The sequence below is a fragment of the Frankia sp. CcI49 genome, from assembly GCF_001983215.1.
In the GTDB taxonomy this organism is placed as follows: domain Bacteria; phylum Actinomycetota; class Actinomycetes; order Frankiales; family Frankiaceae; genus Parafrankia; species Parafrankia irregularis.
Genome location: NZ_MOWP01000005.1, coordinates 159,029 through 178,913 on the forward strand (window position 1 = coordinate 159,029; position 19,885 = coordinate 178,913).

Sequence of the window (19,885 nt, forward strand, 5' to 3'; positions counted from 1 at the left end):
GGCAACGATCCGGAAACTCTGCACCCGGATCATATATGAAACATCGTGAAGGAGGTCTCGTGTCGCGGACGCCCGCAGTCACCGCGAGCCCCACGGCGCGGGGGGCATCCCCCTCCGCGCCGGTTCTCCCGCCCGCGGGAACCCCGCCGCCCACCGGGCCGTCATCCACCAAAAGCCCGCCGCCCGCCGGCAGCCCGGGCGCCGAGGCCGGTACGGGAGCTGTAGCCGGTACCGGCGCTGTGGCCGCCACGGCGGGACCTCGCAGCCACCTCCGGGCAACGCTCATCACGGTGGGCTACCGGACAATACTCGCCGTCGCTCCGATCATCGTCCTCGCCGCCCTGTGGGAGCTGCTCAAGGCTCTCACCAGCACCGAGGACGCCCGGCTCCCCCACACCTGGCAGGTCCTGAGCTACTTCGCCTCGGAGGGCAGCACCGGCGAGGGCGAGCTGCGGCTGCTGCTCACCAACCTCGGCACGACCATCCAGGAGGCGTTCGTCGGGCTGGCGATCGGCATCGCCGCCGGCGGCGGGCTCGGCATCCTGACCGCCAGGTACGCGACGTTCGGGCGCAGCATCCGCCCGCTGCTCGTCCTGACGCAGACCCTGCCCGTGGTCGCGATCGCGCCCGCTCTGATCATCTGGCTCGGGCATTCCTGGGTGTCGAAGGCGGTGCTCGCCGCGCTGTGCTCGTTCTTCCCGATCGCCGTGAGCGTCGCGCGCGGCATCGAGGACATCCCCGCGGAGGCCCGCCGGGTCTTCGCCAGCTTCGGTGCCGGCCGCTGGCAGGTCTTCCGCAGCCTGGAGCTGCCCAGCGCGCTCACCCAGGCCAACGCCGCCGTGCACACCGCCGCCGCGCTCGCGGTGGTCGGCGCCGTCGTCGCCGAGCTGCCCGCCGGGTCCACCGAGGGCATGGCCGTCCTGGTGCTCTCCTCGGCGCAGTTCTACAACTTCGAGCCCGCCGCCCTGTGGTGCGCCGCGATCACCACCGCGATCGGCGGCCTCGTCACGGTCTACCTCGCCCAGGCGATCTTCACCCGCCTGGCGAAGCTCGCCCTGCGGACATCCAGCCTGCCGACCGGAGACCACTGATGCCGAGGACCACCACCGCCGCACCGGCCGCACCCGCGCCGGCACCGGCACCCGCCGCCCCTGCCACACCCGCGCCCACATCCGGCGCCCCCACGGGCACAGCCGGTGACGAGCGCGGCGCCATCGAGCTGCGCGGAATCTGGAAGTGGTTCGGCGATCCGTCGGCACCCGTGCTGCGGGACGTCTCGTTCCGGGTCCCGGCCGGCTCGTTCGTCTCGGTGATCGGTGCGTCCGGCTGCGGGAAGTCGACGATGCTGCGGATGATGGGCGACCTCGCCCGGCCCAGCCGCGGTGAGGTCCGCACCGGCGGACATCCGGTCTCGCAGGCCCGGCAGGCCCACGAGATCGGCTTCGTGTTCCAGGCCGCGAACCTGTGTGCCTGGCGGTCGGTGCGGCGCAACGTCGAGCTGCCGCTCGAGGCGATGAAGGTCGGGCGGGCCGAGCGCCGTGAGCGGGCACTGGCCGAGCTCGACCGCGTCGGCCTGGCGGCGGCGGTGAACCAGTACCCGGCCGAGCTCTCCGGCGGCATGGCGCAGCGCGTCGCGATCGCCCGCTCGCTCGTCACCGAGCCACCGATCGTGCTGATGGACGAGCCGTTCGGCGCCCTCGACGAGATCACCCGCGACCGGCTCAACCTCGACCTGCACGAACTGTGGCGGCGCACCGCGAAGACGATCGTGTTCGTCACCCACAGCATCCCCGAGGCCGTCCTGCTCTCCACCCAGGTCGTGGTGATGGGCCGCCGCCCGGGACGGATCGACCGCACGATCGACATCACGCTGCCCGACGAGCGCACCGCCGAGACCTCCCGGACGCCGGAGTTCTTCGAGGCCGTCACCGAGGTCCGCGACGCACTGTTCGACGTGATGGGGCGTGACCTTTGAGCACCACGACCAGCACCCACCCCACCGGTGCCACGCAGACCGGCACCACGCCGACCGACACCGCACCGACCGGCACCRCACCGACCGGCACCGACGGCACGGTCGCCGGAACGGGCGAGACCCCGCTCCCGGCTCGCACCGGTCGCGGGCGGTCAGCGGGCCGGCTGGTCCTGAGCGCGGCGGTCACCGTCGCGGTTCCGGCGGCTGTGATCGCGCTGCTGCTCGTGCTGTGGGAGCTCGCGATCGAGGCGTTCGACGTCAGGCCGTTCGTGCTGGCCAGGCCGTCCGCGATCTGGGACGCCTTCGCCGAGAAGCCGGACGTCTACCTCGAGTACGGCTTCCACACGCTACGCGAGGCCGTGCAGGGGCTGGCCTTCGGAATTGCCGTCGGTGTCGCCGTCGCGGTGGCGACGTTCCGGTCGAAGCTGCTCTCCGAGCTGGCGCGGGCCTACAGCGCGGCCCTGCTCGCCCTGCCGGTCGTCGCCGTGATCCCACTGTCGAACGTCTTCTTCGGGCTGCAGCCGGCGTCGCGGGTGTTCGTCGTCGCCGTGGGCACCACACCGATCATGCTCACGTACACGCTGACCGGGCTGAAGGCGACCGACGCCGGGCTCGCGGAGATGTTCCGCGCCTGCGCGATGCCGCGCTGGCGGTCGGTGCTCTCGCTGTTCCTGCCCTCCGCGCTGCCGTACTTCATCAGCGGCGTCCGGGTCGCGCTGCCCAGCGCGTTCTCCGTCGCCATCATCGGCGAGTACTTCGGCGGCGAGCGCAACACGCTCGGCACCTACATCAAGACGGCCGCGGTGCAGTCCAAGGTCGCCGACCTGTGGGGCGCGGCGATGACCGCCTTCCTCTTCGCCGTCGCTCTGTTCGCCCTGGTCGCGCTCGCCGACCGGCTGCTGCTGCGCTGGCACCCGTCCCGGGCCCGCCGCGGCTGACCCACCACGCCGGGCAACGCGCCCACGACGCCGGGCAGCGCGGGCCGGCGAGCGGTCAGCCGGCGGCCTGTCGGCCGCGGAACCGGTCCACCACCTCGCGGTCCAGGCCGTAGCTGAGCAGCCCGGCCGCCGCCTCGAGCGACAGCCAGCGCAGCTCGTCCACCTCCTCGTTGGGGACGAACGTGCCGCCGGTCGCCCGCAGCGCCCAGTAGCGCACGATCTTGGGACTCCTGGTGCCGTGCCGCTCGACCTCGTACGTCACGTCGCCGAGGGACTCACCGACCTCCACATCGAGCCCGGTCTCCTCCGCGACCTCGCGGACGGCGGCCGCGAGCCAGGTCTCCCCGTCGTCCAGCTTCCCCTTCGGCAGCGACCAGTCCTCGTGCCGCGGCCGGTGGACGACCACGATCTCCACCCCGCCGGGCACGGCGCGCCACACCACTCCCCCGGCGGCGCGCACCAGAGGTCCGTCCGGTTCCGGCTCGTTGCCCATCATCGCTCCTTCGTCCGGCCGGTCCCGGCCCCCGCGGATACTTTCATGTGCGCGCTCGGGAGCATTCCGCGCCGTCCACCGGGACCGCGATCGAACATGTGTTTGATATCGTCGGGAGGGTGAGGGCAGCCCCGTTCCAGGCGTCGCTGCTCGACGTGCTGCCCGACGGGCAGGCCGATGCCGTCGTGGAGCCGCTGCGCGAGGGCCTGCGCCGCCGCGAGCTGGCCGCCGGCGCGTGGGTCGACCTGCGCCGCCGCTGGGTCACCGGCGCCGACTCGCTGTTCGAGCGCCTGTGCGCCCAGGTTCCCTGGCGCGCCGAACGCCGCCCGATGTACGACCGGACGGTCGACATCCCCCGGCTGCTGTCCTTCTACGAGGAGGGTCAGCCTCTGCCCGACCCGGCGCTCATGGCTGCCAGGCGTGCGCTCGACCTGCACTACGCCCCGGAGCTGGGTGAGCCGTTCGCGACACTAGGCCTGGCTCTCTACCGGGATGGTCGCGACAGCGTCGCGTGGCACGGCGACCGGATCGGCCGTGGTTCCAGCCACGACACGATGGTGGCGATCCTCGTTCTCGGCGCTCCCCGCGCCCTGTTGCTACGGCCGCGCCCCGGTGGGCCTGCGGCCACGAGCACAGCCACGGCCACGAGCACGAGCACGAGCACGACGATCCGGCTCACACTCGGGCACGGCGATCTGCTGGTCATGGGCGGCAGCTGCCAGCGCACCTGGGATCACGCCGTGCCGAAGACCACCCGCCCCATCGGCCCCCGGCTGAGCGCCCAGTTCCGTCCCCGCAACGTGCGCTGACAGTGACGGAGCACCGCTGGCCCAGAGGCCCTCGCCGCGCCACATAGTGCGCGCTTGCCAGGCGCACCGGCTCAGCTGGCGACGAGGGCGAGGGCCAGCAGCCCGCACACCACCGCGGCCAGGGTCAGAAGCGGAAGAGCCCGTCCCGGGTGCACCCAGCGGCCAGTGGGGTCGACCATGCCCTGGTGGTAGCGCCGTGAGGCGGTCAGCCACGCCGTCACGCCGCCGGCGGTCGCCGCCGCCGCGGCTGCCCAGCCCAGTGGGCCGCCGCCGTAGTCGTGGGGGTTGTGCATCAACAGTGCGGCCAGTCCGAGGAAGGCCAGCCCGGTCCGCCGCCAGGCCAGGTAGGTCCGTTCCGGCTGGGTCTCCCCCGCGAGCAGATCCGGTGCCGTCGGGATGTCGCCACGTGACGGCTCCGCGGAGCCGCGCTTCGAACTGCCCGCAGGCCCCACGTCACCCGGGTTGGTGCTCACTGGGGGCCTTTGCCGGCCACCAGCACGAAGATCAGCGCGACCAGGCTCAGCGCTGCCACGCCGGCCGCGAGCACGCGCGGCAGCCCCGAGACGGGCAGCGACCTCCGTTCGCGCATCGCCCTCTCGACGAGTGCCCACCGGCGGTAGCTGGTCGCGGCGACGGCGATGCTGAGCAGGATGAGCGGTACGCCCAGCACGTGCCGGGCGCCGGAGAAGCTGAAGTCGGGCACGACCTGCACCACGGCCACGCCGCCGGCGAGCAGGGCGAGCGAGGTCCGCAGCCAGGCTAGGAACGTACGCTCGTTCGCGAGGCTGAAACGCACGTCCGGATCCTGCCCGACCTGGCCGATGTCCGCCGGGCGGCGCCACCAGGCGCGCACCGCCGACATCCAGCGCTTTCCCGGGCGGCGGGCGTCCGCATCGTCGTCGTCGCTGCCCACGGGCCCACCGTACTGTCCGCAAGGTGAGGGACCCGGCCGGTCACCCACCCGTCCGGGCCGGTCCCGCGCCGGTGGCCACCTCCCCGGGGATGTGCGCCGACATGCCGACCGACATCCCGAAGGAGTCGGCGTCCCCAGCGGAGTCGGCGGGCTCGACGTCCCCAGCGGGCTCGGCGGGCTCGGTGCCGCGGTACCCCAGGAAGGACGGCATCGCCGCGAGCAGCACGGCGAGGCCGACCAGGCAGGCCACGCCACCGGCGACGACACTGAACTGGGCCGAGGTGAACCCGGCGACCAGGCCGGACTCCAGGTCACCGAGGCTGGGCCCGGCGGTGACCGTCACCATGAACAGGCCCGCCATCCGGCCACGGACGGCGTCCGGGGCGGCGACCCGCAGGATCGTCGTGCGCAACACCGCGGAGACCGTGTCGGCGCCACCCGCGACCGCGAGCAGCAGCAGGGCCAGCGGCAGCGTCCCGACCAGGCCGGACAGGGCGATGGCCGCACCCCAGACGGCGATGGACACGGCCACCACCAGGCCCTGACGGCTCACCCGGGACAGCCAGCCGCCGGTCACCGCGACGATCGTGCCGCCGATGGCCATCGCCGCGTAGAGCAGACCGGTGGTCCGCGGGCCGCCGTGGAACTGTTCGACGGCGAGCACCGCGAACAGCACCCGGGGCATTCCGAACAGCATGGCGTTGATGTCGACCAGGAAGGTCATCGCGAGCACGGGACGTCCCCGCAGGAAGCGCAGCCCGTCGACGACGCTGCGCAGCCCGGCGTGGGTGCCGCCGCCTTCGGGCCGCATCGGGGGCAGCAGCCAGGTCGCGGCGAAGATCGCGGCATAGGAGACGACGACCACCGCGTAGGACGTCCCGTAGCCCGCGCCGGCGACGAGTACGCCGGCGAGCAGCGGTCCGCCGGTCATCGCCACGGTCGTGGTCACGCCTTCGAGCGCGCCGACGGCGGGGAGCTGGTCGGCGGGCAGCAGCCGGGCCGCGAACGTCTGGCGGGCCGGCGCGTCGATCGCCGACAGTGCCGCCTGCAGGCCCATCAGCGCGAACAGGACCCCGACGGGTGCGTCCAGGACGGCCTGCAGGGTGAGCAGCGCCGGGGTGAGCGCCATCCCCGCGGAGGTGAACAGGACGACGACCCGGCGGTCGAACGCGTCGGCCACGGCGCCGCCGACGATGCCGAAGACCAGCAGCGGGACGAACGTCGCCGCGCCGGTCAGTCCGACGGCGAACGCGGAGTCCGTGTCGGCGTAGATCTCCAGCAGGGCGGTCGTGAGGACGACCTGGGTGCCGGTGAGACCGATGCCCTCCGCGAGCCAGAATCTGCGGAACGCGACGGACTGGCGCAGCGGACGCAGGTCCGCGGAGAACGTGCGGGCGAGCCTGCCCGGCCGACCTTTGGCCATGACTTCCCGGGGGATGGAGTCGAAGGGGGATGGAGCCGGAGTCGGGCCGCGTGGCGGACGCGGCCGGGGCGGGTCCGGAGGTCCGTGGCATGGCTCGCGAGCCGTGCCACGGACCTCCGGATCGCCGGTCAGGGACGGAACACCGCTGCCCGGGTCCGCGAGGAGATCAGGGCTCGACGTCGAGCGGGGTGTAGGAGGAGCCCTTCAGGTCGACGTCCGAACCCAGCAGGCCGACAGCGGCGTCGTAGACGTCGGACCTGATGAGCGAGCTCACGTCCGGGGCGGTCCTGATGACGTCGTTGTCGAGCAGGATCTTCGCGGTCGCCTCGAATCTGTCGGCGTTCATGACGCCCATCTCGCCCTGGGAGGCGGCAGCCGGCCAGAGCACCTTGTTGTACTCGTTGACGCTCCAGGTCATGAAGTCGACCGGGGTGACCGAGCCGTACTTTCCGGGGAGCTTGGCGCATTCGTCCGCGTTGTCGCGGCAGTATGCCCAGCCCTTCAGCGAGGCGGCGACGAAGGCGGCCGCGGTGTCCGGGTTCTTCGCCGTGTAGTCGGAGTCGGCGAAGATCTGCATCTCCAGGGTCGCGGTGTCGTCGTCCTCGTAGGAGTACACGTTGAGGTCGGAGGCGGGCACACCGCCGGCGATGACCTGGCCGACCTCGTTGTACGAGTAGCCCGAGGCCATGTCGAGCTCACCGGAGAGGAACGCCGACATGTCCGCGCCCTGCTCGACGAGGTTCACGTCGGTGTCCTGGTCCAGCCCGTGCTTGGCGAGCGAGGCGTAGAACGAGTTGACGCTGGAGAAGATGCCGATCTTCTTGCCCTTCCAGTCGTCCGGGGAGGTGATGTTGTCCTCCTTCCGGGAGACTAGGCGGATCGCCGAGTGCTCGGTTAGCTGGGCGAGCGAGACCAGCTTGGTGCCGGCGTCGTTGGCGGTCAGCACGTTGGTGAACGCGTCGGCGGAGAACTGGGCCGCGCCGGATCCGACGAGCTGCTCGGCGTTCACGTCCGGGCCACCGGCCTGGATGTCGACGTTGAGGCCGAGGTCGGAGTAGTAGCCGAGTTCCTTGGCGGCGAGGAATCCGACGTTGTCGGCGCCGGGCAGCCAGCTCAGGACCATCTTGACGTCGGTGAGCTTGGCGCCGGACGAGCTGGCGCCGTCGGTGCTGTCGTCATCCGAGGAACAGGCGCTCGCCGCGCTGAAGGCCAGCGCACCGGCCAGCGCCACGCCCAGGTAACGGGAAGACTTCACGACACTCCGTTTCGCAGATGGGCGCCCTCACCGAACAACCCATCCAGTCGGGAAAATATATGATGCATTGCCTGTAGGTGGACGTCCCCCATGGCAGCGCTGAACACGGGGGCGGGCTTGCCAGCAGTGGGGCTGACTACACCGGGCTGCGCTCGCCGGCCTGTTCCAGGTAGGCCTCGTAGCGCTTCACCAGCCAGCTGTTGAACTGCGGCAGCGTCGACTCCAGATGGCTGTAGCGGCCACGCTTGGCGTACCGGGAGCGCTGCCCGAGCTGCATCCGGCGGTTGGTGACGAAGTCCTGCTCGTTGATGACACCGTTGATGGTGTTCTGGACGTCCAGCGCCCATTCGAACGTAGGTTCCTTGATGGAGCTCTCCGGGAACAGCCAGGTGACGCGCAGCGTCATCGACTCGGCCGACTCCGGGAGCACCAGGAAGACGAAGACCTGGTCCGGGCTGAACGCGAAGAAGACCACCGGCGGAATGGACGCGAACATGACCCGGCTGCGGCGGGTCTCGTCCAGGCCGGCGATGATCGGAAGTATCGGCTGGCCGCTCGGCGTGAACGCCGCGTCCATCTTCCGGAAGGCGGTCGGGTGCATCACCTGGCCGTCGTTGTCGTCCCACTCCAGGAACGTGGCGTTCTGCGCGGGTGCGACGTCGTGATAGCCCGCGTGGACGAACAGGGTGTGGTACGGCTCCAGCGCGTTTTCGTGCATTCCCTTCCAGTTCCACGGCTGGTTGGGGTAGTCGACGGTCTTCACCGCCCTGAGGTTGACCGTGTCGAACGCCTCCATCTCGGGGGCGAGCTTGTCCAGGGTCGGCCCGAGCGGCGGCTGGTCGGGATTCATGGTGGCGAAGATGAAGCCGCCGAACAGCTCCACCTTCAGCGCCGGCAGCGCGGTCTCGTCCTTCAGCTCGGCGAGCGGGCAGGTCCGGGTCATCTCCGGTGCCGTCGCGAGCCTGCCGTCGAGCTCGTAGGACCAGAAGTGGTAGGGGCACCGCAGCCGCTTCGCGTTTCCGGTCTCGCCGGCCTCGACGATCGGATAGCCCCGGTGCTGGCAGATCGCCGACAGCACCCGCACCTCGCCGTCCTCGGCGCGGGTCACGATGAGCGGCTCCGGGCCGACGTTGATCGCGAAGTAGTCACCGATCTCGGGAATCTGGCTGACATGTCCCAGGCAGAGCCATTCCCGGGCGAAGACCGACTCCCATTCGAAGCGGAAGAACTCCTGGGAGGTGTAGACCTCCGGCGGCATGGTCCGTGCGGTGCGGAAATCACCGGTGGAGGCCCGGATCTCGGACAGGATCTCGCTGACCTGTGGCGTCACGACGTTCACGGCTACTCCTCACCTGCCAGAGCCACCGGAGCATCGAGGGCGGCAGGCGCCGCTGGTCCGCTGGTTGGCTGACTGAGCGGAAATACGGGATTCGGCGGGCGGGGGTGACGGGACGGAGAACGGGCGGACAAACGAGCTGGGAAACTGGCGGGGGAAGAGGACGCGATTCGGCCCGGCGGCCACGGCGGCGCCCCGCATTCGGAGACCGCCACCCCGGCGACGATGAGCACGCCGCCACCCACGACGGCGGCGGTGAGCGGGTCACCGACCACCAGCCAGGCGGCCACCGTGGTCATCACGGGGATCGTCGTGAGGATCATGACGGCCTGGCCGCCGTCCAGCCGACGCTGAGCCATGACCTGCAGGGACAGCCCCACGGCCTGCGCGACGCCGGTGTAGCCCGCGGCGAGCAGCGCCGGCCAGGTCACCGCGCCGACACCGACGACGGCGGTGGCGAGAGAGGCGAGCAACGCGACGACGCCGAGCTGGCCGAGGTTGAACCACGGTCCGCGCAGCAGCGGCGCGAAATGGCTGGTCGCCATCACATGCAGGCTTCCGCCCACGGCGGACAGCAGCGCCAGGGCCTCACCGGCGCCCAGGTCCAGCTCCGCGCCGGTGAGCACGAAACTGCCGGCGACGGCGAGCGCCACACCGGCGATCCGACGCCCGGCCGGCCAGTGCCGCGACGCGAGTGCCAGCAGCACCGGGACGACCACGACGGACATGCTCGACAGGAACGCGACGGTGCCGGCCTCGGCACGGTCGAGCGCCGAGTTCTGCAGGACGAATCCCACCGTGTTGACGCCGCCTGCCAGCACCGATCCCGTCACCAGCAGACGGGTGAGCACCTTCTGCCCGCCGTCGGTGCCGGCGCCAGCGGCGGCACCGGCGCTGGCGGCACCACTGGCACCGGCGAGCATCTCCGCGCCGGCTGCGGCCCCCACCGCCGCGGTGCGCCGCCAGGCCACGGCTGCCAGCGCCAGCCCGACCAGAACGGTCGCGACGACGAATCTGACCGCCACCGCCGCGGCGGGACGCAGATCCCGGACCGCCCACTGGGCGGGCAGGATGGACGACGCGAAGAAGCCCGCCGAGACGAGCAGGATGAGCGGTGGTGGCGCTGCACGGAGGGAACGCGTTGCCGCCTTCACTCCCGTTTGCACCTTCGCACCCCACACACGTTGGAACATATATGAAGTGCGCTCAGGCCGGATTGCGGTCAGGTAACGGACTGTTCCAGGAAGTGTTCCTTCTGTTCCACCGCGGCGAACACGACCCGGTTGCCATCCGGGTCGTGCAGTTCCAGAGTGCGCGTAGGCGTGTCGCCCGTGGCTTCCTGGAAGGGCGTGCCGCTCGCGGCCAGTCTGTGCCGGCCGCGGTTGAGTTCGTCCACACTGTCGACGCTCAGCACGAACGCGTCGAGGCCCGGCGGGCGACCGCCGGCCGGGCGCAGCGTCAGATCGGGGCGGCCGGCCGACCCGCCGAGCATCACCTGCCCCGGCAGCGCCCCCGGCCCCGGCAGCGCCACGGCGCTCCCGGTGAGCGGCCGCAGGCCCAGGACCGCGCGGAAGAAGCGCTCGGCGCGGCCGACATCGGTGACCCGCAGCGCCGCCCAGGCCGTGCGCACCGGATGCAGCGCGGCGGAGTCCACCCGCGCGGTCACCGGCGCGGCCTCCCAGTGCGGCACCGGGTCCGCGGCGGCCGCATGCGGATCCCAGCCTCCGGTGATCAGCTGGTTCTCGTTCGCCCGGTAGATCTCGCGCCAGTCCGTGGCGGCGTCCGCGTACAGCTCGTGGTAGGCCCCGTCCGGGTCGAACAGGTAGGCGCTGCGCGAGATCTGGTGGTCGACGGTGCGGTGCAGCCGCACCCCCGCCGTGCCCAGCGCGCCGATCGTCGCGACGAGGTCGGCCTCACTCGCCATCTCCCAGCCCAGGTGGTTCAGCCCGGGGGCGCGGCCCCGGCCCCGGGAGACCTGGACGTGACCGTCCCGCCCGACCCGCGCCTCCTCCGAGACCTGCATGAGGGCGAGGTCGTGGTGGCTGTGTCCGTTACTGAGGAAGCAGGCGCCGATGCCCGGTTCGGAGAAGACGAGCTCCAGGCCGCAGATCCGGGTGTAGAAGTCCAGTGACACGGCGAGATCGGCGACGAACAGGTTGACGTGGGCGAGTCGCCGCGGCGGTAGCGCCCCGTCCACGAGGCTCGTCCCGGTGAACGCCGTCCCGGTCACGCCGCACCGTCCATGCCCTGGTGACCACCGGCAGGATTCGGTTGCCCGTCGGCGAGCCAGGACGTCATCTGCCGCAGCAGCCATGCGTTGAACTGCGGCAATGTGGCCTCCTGGGGCGAGTACGGGCCACGAACCGCGCCGCGGGCCCGCAGGCCCCGGTACATCCGCTCGTTGGCGGCCATGTCCTGGCCGTTGACGATGTCGAAGAAGGCGAGCTGGCGGGCCATCGCCGCGGCGAACGTCGGGGCGGCCACCGTGGCCGGCGGAAAGAGCCAGGTCACGGTCAGCGTCATCCGGTCCACCGCGTCCGGCAGAATCCGCATGATCATGGCACTGTCGGGCTTGAGCGAGGCGAACATGAGCGGCGGAACAGCGGTGTAGAGAATGCGTCCGCGCTGCTCGTCCCGCAGATGCGGCAGAATCGGGAAGGCCGCCGTGCCGTCGTCGGTGAGAAATCCGCCGTCCGGTCGGACGAGGCCGGCGTGCCGCAGGATCGCGCCGTCGGTGGCCGGGTCGAAGTCGAGGAACCGCACGAGGCGTGCCGGGGCCGTGTCGTGGTAGCCGGCGTGCAGAAAGCTCGTGTGGTACGCCTCCAGCGCGTTCTCCAGCATGTTCTTCCAGTTCCAGGGCAGGTCCGGCAGCGTCAGCCGATGCCCGACCACGAGGTCCTCGGTGCGGTAACCGGCCAGCTCCGCTTCGAGTGCGGCGAGCGTCGGCGCCAGCGGCGGCGGCTCACTGCCGGGGATGCCCAGGCCATCCGGGCTGCCCAGGCCTCCCAGGTGGGTGAAGACGAAGCCGTGGAAGATCTCCACCGGGAACGACGGCAGGTTCGCGGTGCGCCGCAGCTCGGCGAGGGGGTGCCCCGGCTCCATCGTGGGCGCCGCCACCAGGCAGCCGTCCAGGCCATAGGCCCAGTAGTGGTACGGGCAGCGCAGCTGGCGGGAGTTGCCGTCCTCGACGACCAGCGGATACGAGCGATGCCGGCACAGCGCGGAGAGCACCCGGATCGCATCGTCCTCACCGCGGGTGACGACCAGTGGCTCACCGGCCACCGTGACGGCGAGGTGGTCACCGGCCGCCGGTAGCTCGCTGACGTGGCACAGGTACAGCCACGTGCGGCCGAACACGGCGTCCCGCTCGGCCTCGAAGAACAGCGGCGAGGTGTAGCAGGCCGGCGGCGGGGTGATCGCCGTCGCGACCGGCCCGGCGGACGCCGCGAGCTCGCCGACCAGCCCGGCGACCAGCGGACGCAGATCGTCCGGCGCCGCGGGACGCGCTCCGGGACGCCCGGTTGCCCGCCCGGTTGACCGCTCGATGGGGGCGATGCCCGCGGCCGGGTCCGAAATAGCGGTCACGTACCAGTCACCTTTCCGTTGTACGAGAGGCGCGAGGGCTCGACGGGCCGAGCGCCGTTCGCAGGAACGGAACGCTGACCTCGGCGAACCGGGTCGGATCCTCGAACTGCGGCCAGTGGCCCAGGTCGGTGAGCGCCTCGAACCGGGCGCCGGGAATCCGGCGGGCGAACGCGGCACCGGTCGCGGCGGGGCCGGTCGGGTCCTCCGTCCCCCACAGCACGAGCGTGGCCGCACCGATCGACGCGGCCTCTGCCTCACTGATCATGTTTCGCCGACGCACATCGGGGTCCTGCAGGCACAGCAACCCCGCCATCCGCTCGGCGGCGCCGGGCTGCCGGTAGAGCCGCAGCCGGGTCGCGACCAGCGCGTCCGTCACCGCGGCCGGATCAGCGACGAGCCATTCCAGCCGGTCCCGCACCGCCGCCTCGCCGGGCCGCTCGACCGCGGCGGACGACAGCGAACGCAGCGCGCCCATCACCGCCGGATCAGCCCGGACACCGCCGGGAGCGACGAGCACCAGCGCGTCGACCCGCCCGGGGCGGGCGGCGGCGTGGCGGGCGGCGATCCACCCACCGAGGGAAACCCCCACCAGCGCGAGCCGGTGCTGGGCGTCGCCCGGGCCACGGCCGGCGGCCCGTCGGGGCTGGTCGACATGGTCGAGAACCGCGTCGAGGTGGTCCACGTAGGCGGGGATCTCATAGCCACCGTCGGCCACCGCCGGTGGCCCCGACCAGCCATGGCCGGGCAGGTCGTAGGCCACGCAGTGGAACCAGCGCGCGAACGGGGCGAGCACGTGCGCGAACGCCTCCAGATGCCCGCCGGTGCCGTGCAGGAGGACGACGGTCGGCAGCCCCGGGTCCCCGACCTCGATCAGCCGCGTGCGGACTCCCCCAAGAGCCGGTTGGGTGATCTTCGCACCGGCGGTCATCGCGACCGTGAGCAGCCCGAACGCGTCATCCAGGGCGGGCGAGGTCTCGGTCGTGTCGGTCAAACCAGTTCCGCGTGGTCGCCGGAGCCGATCGCGAGGACCCGGCCGGGCAGGGTCAGCCCCACGAAGGCCGCCCGGTCCGCGGCCTGCATCGGCCACGGCGACACCTGCTCCCGGTGGGCGGGGTCGACCACCACCCAGCCCTGCGGGTGGACGGTGCCGAACACCTCCGTCGGGGCGGTGGTGACCTTCGGCCACAGCTGCGCGGGCGTCCAGCCGTAGACGTCGCACAGCGAGAGCAGYAGCGGCAGCAGATGCTGCTGGGCCTGCAGGCCGGGGCCGGTCGGGCCGGAGACGGGCAGCGCGTTGTGGTCGGTCGCCAGCATCGTCACCCGGTCGAGGAAGACGTCCGCCAGCGCGGTGCGTTCGGCGTCGTCGGGTGGGGTCGGCAGCACGACGAGATCCTCGCGGCGCCCCGGGGCGAGCGGGTGGAGCAGGTGCGGGCTCGTCTGCACGGTCGCGCCGGCGTTGGCGAGGACCCGGTCGACGAACCCCGCGGACGTCGCGTGCCGCACGTGCAGCGGCCCCTCGGCGTGGGTGACCAGCCAGTCGAAGTCCGGCTCGGTGTAGCAGTAGACGACGGCTCGCAAGCCCGCCGACCAGACGAGGTCCAGGTGGCGCTCGAAGTGCGGGTCGGCGGTGTAGAGCTTGCACACCGGCGGGAGCAGGTCGCGCACCTCGGGCAGATGCTTGTCGAACCAGGCCGCGAAGTCGTCGGTGTCGTCGATGTTGACCGACAGCAGCGGCGTGATCGCCGGCAGCACCGTCTGTCGGAGCTCGGCGACGATGCCGGGCAGGTCCAGGTGGCGCAGTGCCTGCCACTGCAGCGCGACGTTCTGGTGCGAGACGCCGCCGTGCCGGGCGACGTAGACGTCCACCTCGCGCAGCCCGACCTCCAGCAGCGGCAGGTGGGCGTCGGCGTCGTACACGGCGGGCAGCAGCCAGAAGCCGGAACCGTCCACGACCCGGTCGTTCGGGCCGGCCGGCGCCTGGGGATCCAGCGCACGCCCACCGCCGAGGCTGACCGATCGACGCTCCCCCGAGATCGGATCGAGCACGTCGGCGAACGTGGTGCGTACGGGCACGGGTGTGGGTGCGGATGGCGACATGGGCGACCTCCGGTGACGGGTGTGGGGCCTGGGGCCTGGGGCCTGGCACGACGGAGCCGAGTCCAGCAAATGCTGTTTGATATATCATACGTGAATTGCCCGATCCGGCTAACCGGCCCGCCCGTGTGCGCCGCCGGCCGATCACCGGCCGCACCGCCGCGGCTGGCGCTCTGCCGGGGCTTCCGCACCGTTGCGGCCGCCGCACCCACCGGGACCACCTCTGCCGCGACCACCACTGCCCGGGCTCCGGACTCCGGGCTACCCGAAGCTGCTCCCCCGACCATCGAGAGGCTGACGCACATGACACAGGTGACGGAAGGCCCGGCCGGCGCCGGCGCCGGCGACCTCGAGGCGACACTCGCCGACGCGCTGACCCGGCTCGACCGGCTGGAATCCCAGGACGCGATCCGCAAGGTCAAGGCCGACTACATGCAGTGGTGCGACGACAAGCGTGGCCGCGACCTCGCCGACCTCTGGTGGCCCGACGGCATCTGGGAAGGTGTCGGCCCGCTCGCCGAGGGCCGCTGGGTCGGCCACGAGGCCATCGCGGCGATGTTCGAGGCCAGCCCGAAACGCCTGAGCTTCACCGTGCACTACCTGACGAACGAGTCGATCACCGTCGACGGCGACCGCGCGGTCGGCCGCTGGAAGATCCTCGAGCCCGCCACCTTCGGCCCGGACGTCGCCTTCTGGCAGGGCGGCCGGTACGAGAACGACTTCGAGCGGCGCGACGGCGTGTGGAAGATGACCCACCTACGTCTGTGGCTGGACTTCCGCTCGCCCTACGAGACCAGCTGGGCGGCCGGCCCACTGATCCTGCCGAGTTGACGACCATGGCAACCACGGCGGCCGTCCGGATCGATCACATCGGGATCACGGTGCCCGACCTCGACGCGGCGAGCTCCCTGTTCATCCGCCTGCTCGGGGCCCGGCCCCTCTACCGGCGCATCTACCCCACCGACCCCGACGCGGCGGTGGAGGCGCGCACCCTCCTGCCCCGCCAGCTGGGCACCCATCCCGATGCCGGCTACCGGGTGGAACTGCTGCGGGTGGCCGGCACCGACCTCGAGCTGTTCGAGTGGCACGCGCCCGACCTGACGGGCGCGGTGCCCCGCGTCTGCGACCCGGGCGGTCACCACCTGGCGTTCGAGGTCGAGGACGTCGCCGCCACCGCCACCGCGTTCGCGGCTGAACCGGGAGTCAAAGTGCTCGGCGAACCGCAGACCCTGGGCGCGAACCACCCGCTCGCCGGCCGGGTATGGATCTACGTCGTGCTCCCCTGGGGCACCTTCCTCGAACTCGTGTCGCCGCACGGCGCTCCGCGGGCGTGATGGGAAAACGCGGCCGGACGGTTTTGCGAGTTCGGCTGCCGAGTGTAATTTCGACCCGTGGCCGGCCCGCGTGCTGTGTAGATCGCGTTGACTTCCGGGCGGGCCGACCCGTGACTGATCATTCACAGGTCGACGTGCTGTACGGCCGCCGCACCATCCAGGTGGATGCGGGCATAGCCACCCTGCTCGCCGCGTTGTGGGCTGCCGGGATCCACACGATGTACTCGTGTCAGGGCGGCCAGCTATCTGGTGGCGACGACGACCTGGCGTACATCGCGTTTCCGAACGACTGGGATTTCGAGTTGTTCACCGAGCTCGTCTTCGCCACCACGCGTGCAGCGTGGGAATGGGCGCCACGGACGGAGCCGGGGCCGTCTGCGGTGTACTTCCCGCCGTCCGACATCCCGCTGATCATCGCGATGTGCACCTGGCGGATTCGGTCGGCTCCTCCCACGACGTCATAGGGGCCGAGCCCGAGGCGATGATCGTCGCGCCGCGAAGCGACATCTGCGGACGGCGGACCACCCACAGCATGGCACCGATCGTAACGCGGGCGCGCCTGAGCCCTGTGGTCGGCAGCCTTGCGGTGGCACGGAACGGTGGAGGGCGGCCCTGCCGCGGGAACCGCTGCCAACCCCGCAGGGCGCGTGCGGGAACCGATCACGCCCTGCGGGGTTGGCCTGTCCGACAGCTGCCGGCACCTACCGGCGATCCGGTCAGGCGGCCCAGACGGTCTTGAGGTTGCAGAACTCGCGGATGCCGACGGCGCTGAGCTCCCGGCCGTAGCCGGAGCGGCGCACGCCACCGAAGGGCAGTTCGGGGTGGGAGGTGACCATGCCGTTGATGAAGACGGCGCCGGCGTCAAGGTCGGTGATGAACCGCTCCTGCTCGGCCGGGTCGGTCGTCCAGGCGTTGGAGCCGAGTCCGAAGGTCGTGGCGTTGGCGATCTCGACCGCGGTGTCGACGTCGGGCACCCGGTAGATGGTCGCCAGCGGCCCGAACGCCTCCTCGAGGTGCAGGCGCATGTCCGGGGTGATGTCGCCGACGACGGTCGGCGGGAAGAACCAGCCCGGCCCGGCCGGGGCCGTCCCCCCGCACAGCACGCTGGCGCCGTGCTTCACCGCGTCGGCGAGAAGCTCCTCGATGTCCTGGCGGCCGCCTTCGGTGGCGAGCGGCCCGACGTCGGTGCCGGGGTCCATCGGGTCGCCGACCTTCAGCGCCCGCATCCCGTCGACGAACAGCTGCGCGAACTGGTCGTAGACGTCCTCGTGCACGATGAAGCGCTTCGCCGCGATGCAGGACTGGCCGTTGTTCTGGCAGCGTGCGGTGACGGCGACGGACGCGGCGCGTTCGACGTCCGCTGACGGCATGACGACGAAGGCATCGCTGCCGCCGAGCTCCAGGACCGTCTTCTTGATCTCGTGCCCGCAGATCGACGCGACGGACTGGCCGGCGGGCTCACTGCCGGTGACGGTGGCGGCGGCGACCCGCGGGTCGCGCAGCACGCCTTCGACCTGACCGGCGCCGATCAGCAGGGTCTGGAACGCACCGGCGGGGAAGCCGGCCCGCAGGAACAGGTCCTCAAGGTAGAGCGCGCACTGTGGGACGTTCGACGCGTGCTTGAGCAGGCCGACGTTGCCGGCCATCAGCGCGGGCGCGGCGAAGCGGACGACCTGCCAGAGCGGGAAGTTCCACGGCATGACCGCCAGGACGACGCCAAGCGGCTGGTAACGACCGAACGCCCGCTTCGCGCCGACGACGCCGGGGTCGCTCAGCGGCTCGTCGGCGAGGAAGCCCTCGGCGTGCTCGGCGTAGAAGCGCATCCCCTTCGCGCACTTCGCCGCCTCGGCCTCGGCGGAGCGCAGGGTCTTGCCCATCTCGGTGGTCATCGTGACGGCGATGTCGTGCAGCTCGGCGTCGAGCAGGTCGGCGGCGCGGCGCAGCCACTCGGCCCGCTGCGCGAACGTCGTCCGGCGGTAGGTGGCGAAGGTGGCGCTGGCACGGGACAGACGCTCCTCGATCTGGGCAGCGTCGAGCGGCTCGAATGCGCGCACCACCGCACCGGTCGCCGGATTGACCGACCGAATCGCCATGTCACTCCTTCTGTTTCTGTGCTTCTGCTCTGCTTGTGGGTCCGCGGGTCACCACCACCGGTGATGTACACCGCACGTGCCGCCAGCGCTTTTCAGATGCCGATGACACTTTCACGCGTTGTGTGCTCAAGACACCCGGGGCCGCCCGCTGAAACATCGCCGCGAAAGCCGATGCGTGGCCTGGTTCTCCCAAAGCCCTGCCACGTGTCGAACACTAGCAGAGACGACGATTACCGGTATGGTTTCCGGGCCCCGGCGGGCTGGCCTCAAGGAGTACCCCGCGAGTGTCCGGAGAGCCGGTCGGAATGCCCATTCGGTGGGTGCGTCCCAGCTGCCGCCGAGCTGGTGAATCTCGCCGGCCGCAGCGTCGGGCCTGCCGCCGGCGGGCTGCGTGCCGGGGCGCCGTCCCGCTCCTGGCCCGCCGGTGGAGCCGGTGGAATGGACCGGGTGACAGCGCTGCCGACCGCCAGACGGCAGCCGCGGGCGTGCACGAGGCCGGCCACCGCCGCGTCGTTCTGCATGCTCACCGCCTTCACCAGCCCGTACGCCGCCGATCGGCGGCCGGACATCAACCGCTCTCCATCTGCCCGAGCCTGACTCGGAATAACCGGATAACCACTAAGGGTGTCCAGATCGTCAGCTGGCTGGCGGTGTTACGCCAGCATGCGGGCGGTGACGTCCCAGAGCTGCTTCGCTGCCCCCGGGTCCAGCGCGTAGGCGGCGACTCCCCCCGGGCTGCCCGGGGTGTGCGCGAGCGCCTCGTTGCAGTCCTCGAAGTAACGGCCGCCGACCCCGTCGAGCAGTGGCGAGGCCGCCACCAGCACCGACGTCGCGGCACCCTGCTCCACGGACTTCCACTGCTGCTCCGGCGCCCCGCTGCGGGCACGCAGCCGCTCCATCTCGGCGGTGTCGACATGACGTTGCAGGTTGGTCGAGATCGCGCCGGGCATCAGCGCGTTCACGGCGATCCCGTCCTCGGCCCAGCGCCGGGTCGCCTCCACCGCGAAGAGCACGTTCGCCGTCTTCGACTGGCCGTACGCCACCCATGGCTGGTAAGGGCGGCGTTCGAAGTGGATGTCGTCGAAGTCCACCGCCGCCCGCAGGTGCGCCGCCGAGCTGACCACCGCCACCCGCGCTCCCCCGGCCGCCGCGAGCGCGGGGCGCAGGCCGCTGGCGAGCGCGAAGTGGCCGACATGATTGGTGGCGAACTGCAGCTCCCAGCCCTGCGGGGTGTTCATCTGCGGGGTCGCCATGATCCCGGCGTTGTTGACCAGGATGTGCAACGGACCCACCCAGGCCGCGGCGAAGGCGGCGACGGAACCAAGATCAGCGAGGTCCAGTGCAGCAACGTGCACCGCGTTGTTGCCCGTGCTGGCGGCGATGTCGGCGGCGGCACGGCGACCCGCCCCGAGATCGCGCACCGCCAGGGTGACCTCGCTGCCCGCACCCGCGAGCGCACGGGCGGTCTCGATGCCAAGCCCGGACGAGGCGCCGGTCACCACGGACCGGCGACCACCGAGATCGACACCTGCCAACACCTGCGCTGCCGTCGATTCCGCGGTGAACGGAGTCGTGATCCGTTCCGTCACAGCCATCCCGTCACACTCCTGCATCCCGCCACACTCCTGTCTCCTGGG

General features: G+C 71.5%; 20 protein-coding genes. 7 read left to right on the forward strand and 13 right to left on the reverse strand.

Going from position 1 to position 19,885, the window contains the following annotated elements; genetic code table 11:
• The first annotated feature begins 59 nt into the window (after positions 1 to 59).
• Genes CcI49_RS03945 through CcI49_RS03955 form a run of 3 tightly spaced genes read left to right on the forward strand, consistent with a single transcriptional unit; the run spans position 60 to position 2,913 of the window.
• Positions 60 to 1,091 (forward strand): ABC transporter permease subunit, encoded by a 1,032-nt coding sequence (locus tag CcI49_RS03945; protein ID WP_158230707.1) that lies wholly within the window; start codon positions 60 to 62, stop codon positions 1,089 to 1,091.
• A complete protein-coding gene (locus tag CcI49_RS03950; protein ID WP_083473345.1) occupies positions 1,091 to 1,975 on the forward strand; it encodes an ABC transporter ATP-binding protein in 885 nt (294 codons plus the stop codon). The genes CcI49_RS03945 and CcI49_RS03950 overlap by 1 nt, the downstream gene beginning before the upstream one ends.
• Entirely contained in the window at positions 1,972 to 2,913 is a 942-nt protein-coding gene (locus CcI49_RS03955) for an ABC transporter permease subunit (RefSeq protein WP_076824348.1), read from the forward strand. Before CcI49_RS03950 ends, CcI49_RS03955 begins: the two co-directional genes overlap by 4 nt.
• A 55-nt stretch (positions 2,914 to 2,968) precedes the next feature.
• On the opposite strand, the gene CcI49_RS03960 is transcribed toward CcI49_RS03955, so the two are convergent.
• Positions 2,969 to 3,406: an NUDIX hydrolase gene (locus tag CcI49_RS03960; protein ID WP_054567407.1), complete on the reverse strand. Its 438-nt coding sequence runs from the start codon at positions 3,404 to 3,406 to the stop codon at positions 2,969 to 2,971.
• A gap of 119 nt (positions 3,407 to 3,525) precedes the next feature.
• Between CcI49_RS03960 and CcI49_RS03965 the strand changes: the two genes are divergently transcribed.
• Positions 3,526 to 4,215: an alpha-ketoglutarate-dependent dioxygenase AlkB gene (locus tag CcI49_RS03965; RefSeq protein ID WP_116437331.1), complete on the forward strand. Its 690-nt coding sequence runs from the start codon at positions 3,526 to 3,528 to the stop codon at positions 4,213 to 4,215.
• A 71-nt stretch (positions 4,216 to 4,286) separates the two neighbouring features.
• On the opposite strand, the gene CcI49_RS03970 is transcribed toward CcI49_RS03965, so the two are convergent.
• The 10 genes from CcI49_RS03970 to CcI49_RS04015 all read right to left on the reverse strand — a co-directional run bounded on the left by CcI49_RS03970 (position 4,287) and on the right by CcI49_RS04015 (position 14,824).
• Positions 4,287 to 4,688 carry a DUF202 domain-containing protein gene (locus tag CcI49_RS03970; RefSeq protein ID WP_235497995.1) on the reverse strand — a complete coding sequence of 134 codons (402 nt, stop codon included), beginning with the start codon at positions 4,686 to 4,688 and terminating at the stop codon, positions 4,287 to 4,289.
• On the reverse strand, positions 4,685 to 5,128 hold the full coding sequence (locus CcI49_RS03975; protein ID WP_083473346.1) for a DUF202 domain-containing protein: 444 nt from the start codon (positions 5,126 to 5,128) through the stop codon (positions 4,685 to 4,687). Before CcI49_RS03975 ends, CcI49_RS03970 begins: the two co-directional genes overlap by 4 nt.
• A 40-nt stretch (positions 5,129 to 5,168) precedes the next feature.
• Positions 5,169 to 6,551 (reverse strand): MFS transporter, encoded by a 1,383-nt coding sequence (locus CcI49_RS03980; RefSeq protein ID WP_076824350.1) that lies wholly within the window; start codon positions 6,549 to 6,551, stop codon positions 5,169 to 5,171.
• A gap of 166 nt (positions 6,552 to 6,717) precedes the next feature.
• The gene (locus tag CcI49_RS03985; protein WP_076824352.1) at positions 6,718 to 7,806 is read right to left on the reverse strand and encodes an ABC transporter substrate-binding protein; all 1,089 of its coding nucleotides are present in this window, start codon (positions 7,804 to 7,806) and stop codon (positions 6,718 to 6,720) included.
• A 136-nt stretch (positions 7,807 to 7,942) separates the two neighbouring features.
• Positions 7,943 to 9,145: an aromatic ring-hydroxylating dioxygenase subunit alpha gene (locus CcI49_RS03990; RefSeq protein WP_076824354.1), complete on the reverse strand. Its 1,203-nt coding sequence runs from the start codon at positions 9,143 to 9,145 to the stop codon at positions 7,943 to 7,945.
• Between the two features lie 2 nt (positions 9,146 to 9,147).
• Positions 9,148 to 10,296 carry a DMT family transporter gene (locus CcI49_RS03995; protein ID WP_076824356.1) on the reverse strand — a complete coding sequence of 383 codons (1,149 nt, stop codon included), beginning with the start codon at positions 10,294 to 10,296 and terminating at the stop codon, positions 9,148 to 9,150.
• Between the two features lie 68 nt (positions 10,297 to 10,364).
• Complete coding sequence (locus tag CcI49_RS04000; protein ID WP_076824358.1) at positions 10,365 to 11,372, reverse strand: VOC family protein; 1,008 nt, start codon at positions 11,370 to 11,372, stop codon at positions 10,365 to 10,367.
• On the reverse strand, positions 11,369 to 12,727 hold the full coding sequence (locus CcI49_RS04005; RefSeq protein ID WP_158230708.1) for an aromatic ring-hydroxylating dioxygenase subunit alpha: 1,359 nt from the start codon (positions 12,725 to 12,727) through the stop codon (positions 11,369 to 11,371). Before CcI49_RS04005 ends, CcI49_RS04000 begins: the two co-directional genes overlap by 4 nt.
• Positions 12,728 to 12,734: 7 nt before the next feature.
• Complete coding sequence (locus CcI49_RS04010; protein ID WP_083749292.1) at positions 12,735 to 13,718, reverse strand: alpha/beta fold hydrolase; 984 nt, start codon at positions 13,716 to 13,718, stop codon at positions 12,735 to 12,737.
• Positions 13,715 to 14,824, reverse strand: a complete 1,110-nt coding sequence (locus tag CcI49_RS04015; protein ID WP_131831000.1) for a hypothetical protein — start codon at positions 14,822 to 14,824, stop codon at positions 13,715 to 13,717. The genes CcI49_RS04010 and CcI49_RS04015 overlap by 4 nt, the downstream gene beginning before the upstream one ends.
• A gap of 300 nt (positions 14,825 to 15,124) precedes the next feature.
• On the opposite strand from CcI49_RS04015, the gene CcI49_RS04020 reads away from it, so the two are divergent.
• From CcI49_RS04020 to CcI49_RS04030, 3 genes are all read left to right on the forward strand, one after another.
• A complete protein-coding gene (locus tag CcI49_RS04020; protein WP_152991435.1) occupies positions 15,125 to 15,652 on the forward strand; it encodes a nuclear transport factor 2 family protein in 528 nt (175 codons plus the stop codon).
• Between the two features lie 5 nt (positions 15,653 to 15,657).
• On the forward strand, positions 15,658 to 16,155 hold the full coding sequence (locus CcI49_RS04025; RefSeq protein WP_076824365.1) for a VOC family protein: 498 nt from the start codon (positions 15,658 to 15,660) through the stop codon (positions 16,153 to 16,155).
• Positions 16,156 to 16,265: 110 nt separating this feature from the next.
• The gene (locus tag CcI49_RS04030; RefSeq protein WP_131831002.1) at positions 16,266 to 16,619 is read left to right on the forward strand and encodes a hypothetical protein; all 354 of its coding nucleotides are present in this window, start codon (positions 16,266 to 16,268) and stop codon (positions 16,617 to 16,619) included.
• Between the two features lie 252 nt (positions 16,620 to 16,871).
• On the opposite strand, the gene CcI49_RS04035 is transcribed toward CcI49_RS04030, so the two are convergent.
• Both CcI49_RS04035 and CcI49_RS04045 read right to left on the reverse strand, forming a co-directional pair.
• Positions 16,872 to 18,248 (reverse strand): NADP-dependent succinic semialdehyde dehydrogenase, encoded by a 1,377-nt coding sequence (locus CcI49_RS04035; RefSeq protein ID WP_054567418.1) that lies wholly within the window; start codon positions 18,246 to 18,248, stop codon positions 16,872 to 16,874.
• A 653-nt stretch (positions 18,249 to 18,901) separates the two neighbouring features.
• Entirely contained in the window at positions 18,902 to 19,843 is a 942-nt protein-coding gene (locus CcI49_RS04045; RefSeq protein WP_076824369.1) for an SDR family NAD(P)-dependent oxidoreductase, read from the reverse strand.
• Positions 19,844 to 19,885 lie beyond the last annotated feature (42 nt).